This is a genomic window from Agriterribacter humi (genome assembly GCF_009192765.1).
Taxonomy (GTDB): Bacteria; Bacteroidota; Bacteroidia; order Chitinophagales; family Chitinophagaceae; genus Agriterribacter; species Agriterribacter humi.
The window spans coordinates 19,839-27,500 of the sequence record NZ_VOHQ01000012.1; the positions used below are offsets into that span (position 1 = coordinate 19,839).

Below are 7,662 nucleotides of genomic sequence, written 5' to 3' on the forward strand. Positions count from 1 at the left end.
TAAATTAGAATAAACATTAATGACTGAGACATTTTTAAGACAAACCAAGGTGCATATTTGTCATACTCTGGTAGTGATTTTGAAACTGGTGCACAGATATTTCATTGTTAATTTCCCGATGCTCATCCCGGTAGGTCAGCAGCATACTGTTCTTATCCTTTTCGGGATAACGCACAATAAAAGGCCCCCTTATATACGCCACACCATAGCTATTGAAAGCGGGGTCGGACGAAAGCGTAAAGCCAAGTGTTTCCAATGCATTTACAGTCAGCGGTACCGGGCTAAGATCATCAATATCGTACCAAAACTGTTGATCACCGTGTGCAACCAATACTTTTTTTTCTGCCCCGTCTACCTGTATAACCTCCCCCGTATTGGTTAAGTCTTCAAAACGGGCGTTAACGATATCACCATTTTTAATTTCGGAAAGTTTGATCATGGGAAGAATTTTAGTGCAGGCGTAATTTAAAGAAAATTATCGTATATGCCAATCGCAGACGAAAATGAATCTGAAGCGGAAAACCCCGAAATCCCGAAAAGAAGAACCAAATCACACATGACAGGAACCAAACCTACCTGCCGGCAGGCCTGTCCGCCGTGACGGATAAATTTCAAATCATAATAAACCGAAAAACGCTGCCTCCCTGCAACTTGTAACCCCCTATGGCACTACCACTGTCTTACTTTCTACAGTGTGAACGCTAAAGTAACCCAGTGCACCTCCTTCAATATTGGTTACAGGATTTGCGGGAGAGGCGGAGTTGCTGCCTCCTGAAGCGCCCTGGTCAAGGCTATACCAATATTTATATAACGCAGGCGCTATACACTGCATATCTACCCTAACCTTGTCGCCGCTCTTAATTTCATCTTCATCCTCATCAGGTGCAGTAAACAATGTTATGGTAGATGTATTTCCATCGGAATAATCATCATCCCGGATAAATATGTTTTTTTCTTTAATTCCGTTCACGTATTGAATAAAACGGTAATTGTTGCCTTTAACCACCGGATCTTCGTATTGCACATTTGCCAGCTTTATTGTTTCACCAAAAAAGCCTTCTTCTTTAACATAAAGCGAATCCATTTTAACCTTAACCGGCATGATACATGAAGCGCTAAATGTTTGTCCATTTATATTTACCTCAAGCATGTACGCCTTACCGGTAGTAGCGGTAAGTGTTGCCGAACGGTATACACCTGTAGTTGCTTCAGGAAGTGCGGTTGTATTTCCTTCATCATCTGTTACCGATACAACTGCATCGCCAAGCCCTTCAAAAATATTATCATCATCAAAGTTTTTCGTTTTGGATATGCTTACCACGCAATCACCTTCCCTGTCGGTAAGGATACCTTCTATTACATACAGTTTCTCCGAGTCTTTTAAAGAAACATCTATTACCTTTTCGCATGACATAAAAGAGATGCTTAAGATAAGGCCGAATAATATAACAATACGCATGGGCATCAGAATTTAAAATTATAGGATACAGAAGGTATATACTTGAACAATGCCAGTTGCACAGCTTCTGTTTTACCAGGGTTGTCTTCGCTCTCCCGGAAAGATATGGTGTAGGCATTTTCCCGTCCATACGCATTGTAGAGACTAAAGCTCAGCTCAGAAGAAAATCTTTTTCTTTGCTTCAATACCCAGGTAGCACCCAGGTCTAAGCGATGATAAGAAGGCATTCTGTAGCCATTCCTGTCTGTATAATAAAAATACGTCTGGTCATTCACATGATATTTTCCTGCAGGAAAGGTTACTGCATTTCCTGTATAATAAATCCAGTTGGCAGATATCGTCCATTTTTTACTGATCTGATATGATGCTACCAAAGCCAGGTCATGCGTTCTGTCCTGGCGGGCATTATACCATTTATTGTTATTAATCCCGTTAATACGTTTTTCCGTTTTAGATAAAGTATAGCTTAACCAGCCCGTTAATTTCCCCGCTTTCTTTTTAAACTGTAATTCTATTCCATATGCTCTTCCTTTTCCAAACAAAAGTTGTGTTTCAATAGCATCTGAATTAATGAACACATTGGCTCCATCGCGGTAATCTATCTGGTTCTGCATGGTTTTATAATAGGTTTCAAAGGTTAGCTCATAATTATTATCCCATAGGTTTTTATAGTAGCCAACGGCAAACAGGTCCGAAACTTCAGGTTTAATAATATTGGTGCTCGCCACCCATTTATCTGTTGGGCTTGCAGTGGTGGAGTTGCTGATTAAATGCAGGTTCTGCACATTGCGCACATAAGATGCTTTTACAGAGCTTGTTTCGTTTAGCTGATAGCTGGCAGCAACACGCGGCTCAGGATTAATATAGGTTTTAATAAATGCTCCTTTTGTATAACTAAGTGTGTCGGTAACTGATCCTTCATTGTCAATATTATAAAAGTCACCTTCACCCAGTATACTAAAGGATGTAAGCCGCAGCCCATAGGTAAGGTTGATCTTATCCGTTGCCTTCCAGGTATTCGTAAAATACAGGGCATTTTCCCATGAGTATCTTTTTTGAAGCAGGGATAAATTGATGCTCGACTGGCCGGAACTGGGTCTTACTTCGCCCGGCCGGATGGTATGATGAACGGAGTTGAGTCCAAAGCGGATATTGTTTTTGTTGTTGATATACCATTGAAATTCCTGCTTAAGATTCAGGTCGCGGATCTGGGAGAAGATGTCGAACTCGTTGGCGCCGTTCCGGATGGATATATTATAATTGTAATTGCTGAAAATGAAAGAAGTATTGGAAAATAATTTATTGCTGAAAATATGGTTCCAGCGCAATGTACCGGTTGCGTTTCCCCAATCCAGCCCAAAGGTTTGCCCGGCAGCCAGCACATCTTTTCCAAAGTACCCCGAAAGGTACAGCCTGTCTTTATCTCCAATATTGTAGTTGAGTTTGGCATTCAGGTCATAAAAATACAGGGTATTGTTTTTCAATGCCGAGTCATTGGATAACTTTAAAAACATATCCGCGTATGTTCTGCGCCCCGTAATTAAAAAAGAGGACCTGTCTTTTTGAATGGGACCTTCCACGTTCAGTTTTGCAGATATGAGGCCTATTCCACCGCTTACATTATAATCCTGGTTATTGCCGTCGTTCATTTTAATATCCAGTACAGAGGATAACCTTCCTCCATATTGTGCAGGCATACCGCCTTTATAAACCGTTACATCTTTAATGGCATCGGAGTTAAAAGTGGAGAAAAACCCCAGCAGGTGAGATGCATTGTATACTGTAGCTTCATCTAACAGGATAAGATTCTGATCCGCAGCGCCTCCTCTTACAAAAAAACCACTGTTTCCTTCACCCGCCGCTTTAATACCAGGTAGTAATTGCACAGTTTTCAGCACATCTCTTTCTCCGAGCAATACGGGAATATTCCTGATTTCTTTTGTGCTCAGTCTTTCAATGCCCATTTGCGGACTGCTGAGACTGCGGTTTTTGGATGTAGCCGTAATCGTTATGTTATCTAAGGTTTTGGGTTCCTCTTCCAATGCAATGTTCAGGGTCATATCGTTACCCAGCTCAATACTTCGTGTATGTATAAGCATGCCAACTGCGGATACTTCAAATGTATATTTTCCGGCGGGAAGTGAAATGGAATAGAATCCGTAATCATTGCTGAAGGTTCCGGCGTCGCCGGCTTTAATGCTGGCGCCAATGATTGTTTCGCCGGTTTTTTGGACACGTACGGTTCCGCTGATCGTAAATTTTTCCTGGCTATAGCCCTGCATACAGGTAAGCATGGCCAATATCACTAACAATAATTTGTTCATTAGCTTTAGTTTGATGTCAATGCTTTTATGGTTTGTTGCGGCATACAATTGCGGTTCGGTCTTAACTGGCAGCAGTTGTGAAAAACATCCCGGATATTTTCCCAAAAAGCGCGGCGAAGATACAGGTCAAACAAACAGTACCTGCTTGCAACCGCACCACTTGTCACAATTAAATAAAGTATAACAAAGATGCAAAAAAGAATTCCCATTTTTCCTGCGCTATGTTTCGGGTCCAAAATCAGTAACCACCGGCATATTGGTTCTTCTTTCGCCCACCTGTTGCCGCCACATGGCGTAATACAACCCTTTTTTCTCTACCAGGAAGTCGTGGTTCCCCGATTCGGTAATTTTCCCTTTTTCCAGCACATAAATGGTGTCGGCGTGCATAATGGTAGATAAGCGATGTGCTATAAGAATGGTGATGGGATCGCGCTGTGCAGATATTGATTTAATGGTTTCCGTGATGGCTTCTTCTGTAAGTGAATCCAGCGCTGAAGTAGCTTCGTCAAAAATCAGCAGCCGCGGATGCCGCAACAAGGCCCTTGCAATGGCTATCCGTTGTTTCTCGCCTCCCGACAACTTCATTCCGCTTTCGCCTAAAACCGTATCCAGTCCCTTTGCCGAACGGGCCAGCATCCCATCGCAGGAAGCCTGGTGTAAAGCATGCAAAATTTCCTCATCGGTTGCGCCGGGTTTTACAAACAGCAAATTATCTTTTATGGTTCCAAAAAACAATTGGGTATCCTGTGTTACAAAACCAATCTGGCGGCGCATTTCGTTATAGCGGATTTGAGCCGCTGGAATATTATTAAAATAAATACCTCCTGTTACAGGCCGGTATAAGCCCACCAGTAGTTTTACCAGGGTAGATTTCCCGGATCCCGAAGGTCCTACAAAGGCAATGGTATCGCCACTTTTCAGCTCAAAAGAAATATCATCAATAGCGTTTAATGAAGCGGTGGCATGTCTAAAAACAACATGGTCGAACCGCATGGATTCTAATGGCCCAATGGCTACCGGTTCTTCGGGTCTTGATTCCACCGGCTTTTTCATCAGCTTGTCAAAGTTCATAATAGACGCTTCCGCTTCGCGGTACGAAAGAATAATATTGCCCAGGTCCTGCAGCGGCCCAAAAATAGTTGTGGAGATGAATTGCATGCTGATCAGTTCGCCCGTAGTGAGCACATGCCGGAAGATGAGCCATAATAAAATAAACAAAATAGACTGCCGCAATAGGGTGAGCGCCGAGCTTTGCAAAAAACTGAGCATCCGCACTTTTTTTACTTTCTGTATCTCCAGATCGAATATTTTTTTGGTGTGCTCCCTCAGCCTTCTTATTTCCGGATAGGTAAGTCCGAGGCTTTTTACCAACTCAATATTACGCAGCGATTCGGTAATGGCGCCCGACATCTGGTTGGTTTCGCGGTTGATGGAGCGCTGTAGGATTTTTATTTTTTTGCTTAACAAACCGGTAAGCCCGCCCAATACCACTACGCCAATAATAAAAACCGGTATCAGCAGCCAGTGTTTGGTAATGGCATACCATATTAAAAAACCAATACCGATAAGAGAAGAAAATAGAATATTGATAAATGCATTGATAAACCGTTCGGTATCGGTTCTTACTTTTTGCAGCACGGAAAGCGTTTCACCGCTTCTTTGTCCTTCAAATTCCTGAAAAGAGAGGCGGAGTGTTTGTTTTAGCCCATCGTTGAATATTTGCATGCCGAATTTTTCCACTGCAAGGCGCATCACATAATCCTGCAGGGTTTTAGCAAGCCTTGCCAGCAGCGCGATAGCAACTGCCACCAGCAACCAGAAGGTTACGCCGCTTACCAATTCTTTTTCTGTTTTGCTGCCCGGGTTGGTAGCATAATCATCAATGATTTTTCCAAAGATCAAAGGATCAACCAGGGTAAGCAATTGCGCTACCCCGGCTAAAGAAAGTGCCAGTACAATAAGCCAGCGGTGTGGTTTGAGGTAATACCATAGTATATTCATTGGTCAGATTCCTTTTTATACGTACAGCTAATGCTAATGAAATTAGGGAAATAAAACAAAAGGAGAAAAATGGTAGCCCCGTGCTGGTGAAAATAAAAGAGTGGTTTAAGTCGTACTATTTTCGTAGGACCCTGGTGACTGCGGGACATTACAAATGCTGACAGTCACCTGAGCCCTGGAGTCCACCAATATGACTGGTTATAGCATATCTCTATTATTGAGCCTGATCGGTCATTCTTTCTCTTAGATCACTTGCGGACTATTCGCTGCAACGATAAACTTCTCTAATCAATTTTTTTTCCTCGTTTATATCTTTATTTACCCCTTCCTCATATTTTATTAATTCTCCACCCTGGTCATAATAAACCATAACGCAATTGCAAGCTGGTCCATTACAGGTACTTGCATAAATTATCTTCTTGTTGTATGCATACATCAATATAGTAATCCCGCAAACAGGGCATTCCCGCTCTGCTTCAGCTATCAGGGTTTGGATTGATTGTGGTAAATCTTTGGTCTCAATGTTGGGGTTGCCTTTCTTGGAGCAGGAAAGCGATAGAAAAAATATAACGATAAATAAACTATTTTTCATACAACAATTTCTTTTTTGATCATTCCCGGAGGCGGGAACGTTGCATTGGTAATACATATTTTTATCATATCGCTTCGGTTATGGGCACAAAAAAGCCCCACGATAAATCGCGGGGCTCAATAAATATGGCACCTACCTACTCTCCCACATTGTATTGCAGTACCATCGGCCATGGGGGGCTTATCCGCCGCGGCGGATCGGTATGGGAAGTGGAAATTGTCTTTATATTGACATAAAAAAACCCGACCAGTAAACTGATCGGGCTCAATAAATATGGCACCTACCTACTCTCCCACATTGTATTGCAGTACCATCGGCCATGGGGGGCTTAACTTCTCTGTTCGGTATGGGAAGAGGTGAACACCCCCGGCAAAAGCACCATAAGAAGATAAATCCGAAGATTCAAATTCGAAATTCGAATTTTAGCATTCGGGCTTCAAATAATGTACATATTGGGAAATAACGAAAACGGTAATAATAAAAAAAAATTAAAGCGTACGGGCAATTAGTACTACTCGGCTTTGATGTTACCACCTTTATACCTGTAGCCTATCAACGTCGTAGTCTTCGACGACCCTTAAAAGTAAACTCATCTTGTGGAAGGTTTCACGCTTAGATGCTTTCAGCGTTTATCCTTGCCGTGCGTAGCTACTCTGCATTGCACCTGGCGGCACAACAGATACACCAGCGGCACGTACGACCCGGTCCTCTCGTACTAAGGTCATGTCCACGCAATTTACTAACGCCCACCACAGATAGGGACCGAACTGTCTTGCGACGTTCTGAACCCAGTTCACGTGCCACTTTAATCGGCGAACAGCCGAACCCTTGGGACCTTCTCCAGCCCCAGGATGTGACGAACCGACATCGAGGTGCCAAACCTCCCCGTCGATATGAGCTCTTGGGGGAGATCAGCCTGTTATCCCCGGAGTACCTTTTATCCTTTGAGCGATGGCCCTTCCATACAGAACCACCGGATCACTTTAGCCTGCTTTCGCACCTGCTCGGCTTGTGAGCCTCACAGTCAAGCACCCTTATACTAATGCGCTCTTCGTACGATTACCAACCGTACTGAGGGTACCTTTGCGAGCCTCCGTTACATTTTAGGAGGCGACCACCCCAGTCAAACTACCCACCATGCAATGTCTCCCGTAAGGGATTAGACTCTAAGTAACAGAAGGTTGGTATTTCAACGACAGCTCCACAATCCCTGGCGAGACTGCTTCGTAGCTTCCCAACTATCCTACACATCTGTCACTCAAAATCAATGCAAAGTTGTAGTGAAG

At 43.1% G+C, this 7,662-nt stretch carries 5 protein-coding genes and 2 rRNA genes (1 of these 7 cut by a window edge); all 7 read right to left on the reverse strand.

Annotated elements, in window-relative coordinates:
- Positions 1–34: 34 nt before the first annotated feature.
- Positions 35–439, reverse strand: coding sequence for a hypothetical protein (locus FRX45_RS17920; RefSeq protein WP_152269855.1), 405 nt, complete (start codon positions 437–439; stop codon positions 35–37).
- A 222-nt stretch (positions 440–661) separates the two neighbouring features.
- On the reverse strand, positions 662–1,414 hold the full coding sequence (locus tag FRX45_RS17925; RefSeq protein ID WP_226805442.1) for a DUF4249 domain-containing protein: 753 nt from the start codon (positions 1,412–1,414) through the stop codon (positions 662–664).
- Positions 1,415–1,464: 50 nt separating this feature from the next.
- Positions 1,465–3,783, reverse strand: a complete 2,319-nt coding sequence (locus tag FRX45_RS17930; protein WP_152269856.1) for a TonB-dependent receptor — start codon at positions 3,781–3,783, stop codon at positions 1,465–1,467.
- A 219-nt stretch (positions 3,784–4,002) separates the two neighbouring features.
- Positions 4,003–5,784: an ABC transporter ATP-binding protein gene (locus FRX45_RS17935; RefSeq protein ID WP_152269857.1), complete on the reverse strand. Its 1,782-nt coding sequence runs from the start codon at positions 5,782–5,784 to the stop codon at positions 4,003–4,005.
- A 259-nt stretch (positions 5,785–6,043) separates the two neighbouring features.
- The gene (locus FRX45_RS17940) at positions 6,044–6,376 is read right to left on the reverse strand and encodes a hypothetical protein (protein WP_152269858.1); all 333 of its coding nucleotides are present in this window, start codon (positions 6,374–6,376) and stop codon (positions 6,044–6,046) included.
- 271 nt (positions 6,377–6,647) lie between these two features.
- A 5S ribosomal RNA gene (gene rrf / locus FRX45_RS17945) occupies positions 6,648–6,759 on the reverse strand.
- Positions 6,760–6,861: 102 nt separating this feature from the next.
- Positions 6,862–7,662, reverse strand: a 23S ribosomal RNA gene (locus tag FRX45_RS17950) (it continues 2,095 nt past the right edge of the window).

Coding starts and splice junctions, on each gene's coding strand:
- FRX45_RS17920 (WP_152269855.1), bottom strand. CDS start 439: ATGATCAAACTTTCCGAAATTAAAAATGGTGATATCGTTAACGCCCGT.
- FRX45_RS17925 (WP_226805442.1), bottom strand. CDS start 1,414: ATGTCATGCGAAAAGGTAATAGATGTTTCTTTAAAAGACTCGGAGAAA.
- FRX45_RS17930 (WP_152269856.1), bottom strand. CDS start 3,783: ATGAACAAATTATTGTTAGTGATATTGGCCATGCTTACCTGTATGCAG.
- FRX45_RS17935 (WP_152269857.1), bottom strand. CDS start 5,784: ATGAATATACTATGGTATTACCTCAAACCACACCGCTGGCTTATTGTA.
- FRX45_RS17940 (WP_152269858.1), bottom strand. CDS start 6,376: ATGAAAAATAGTTTATTTATCGTTATATTTTTTCTATCGCTTTCCTGC.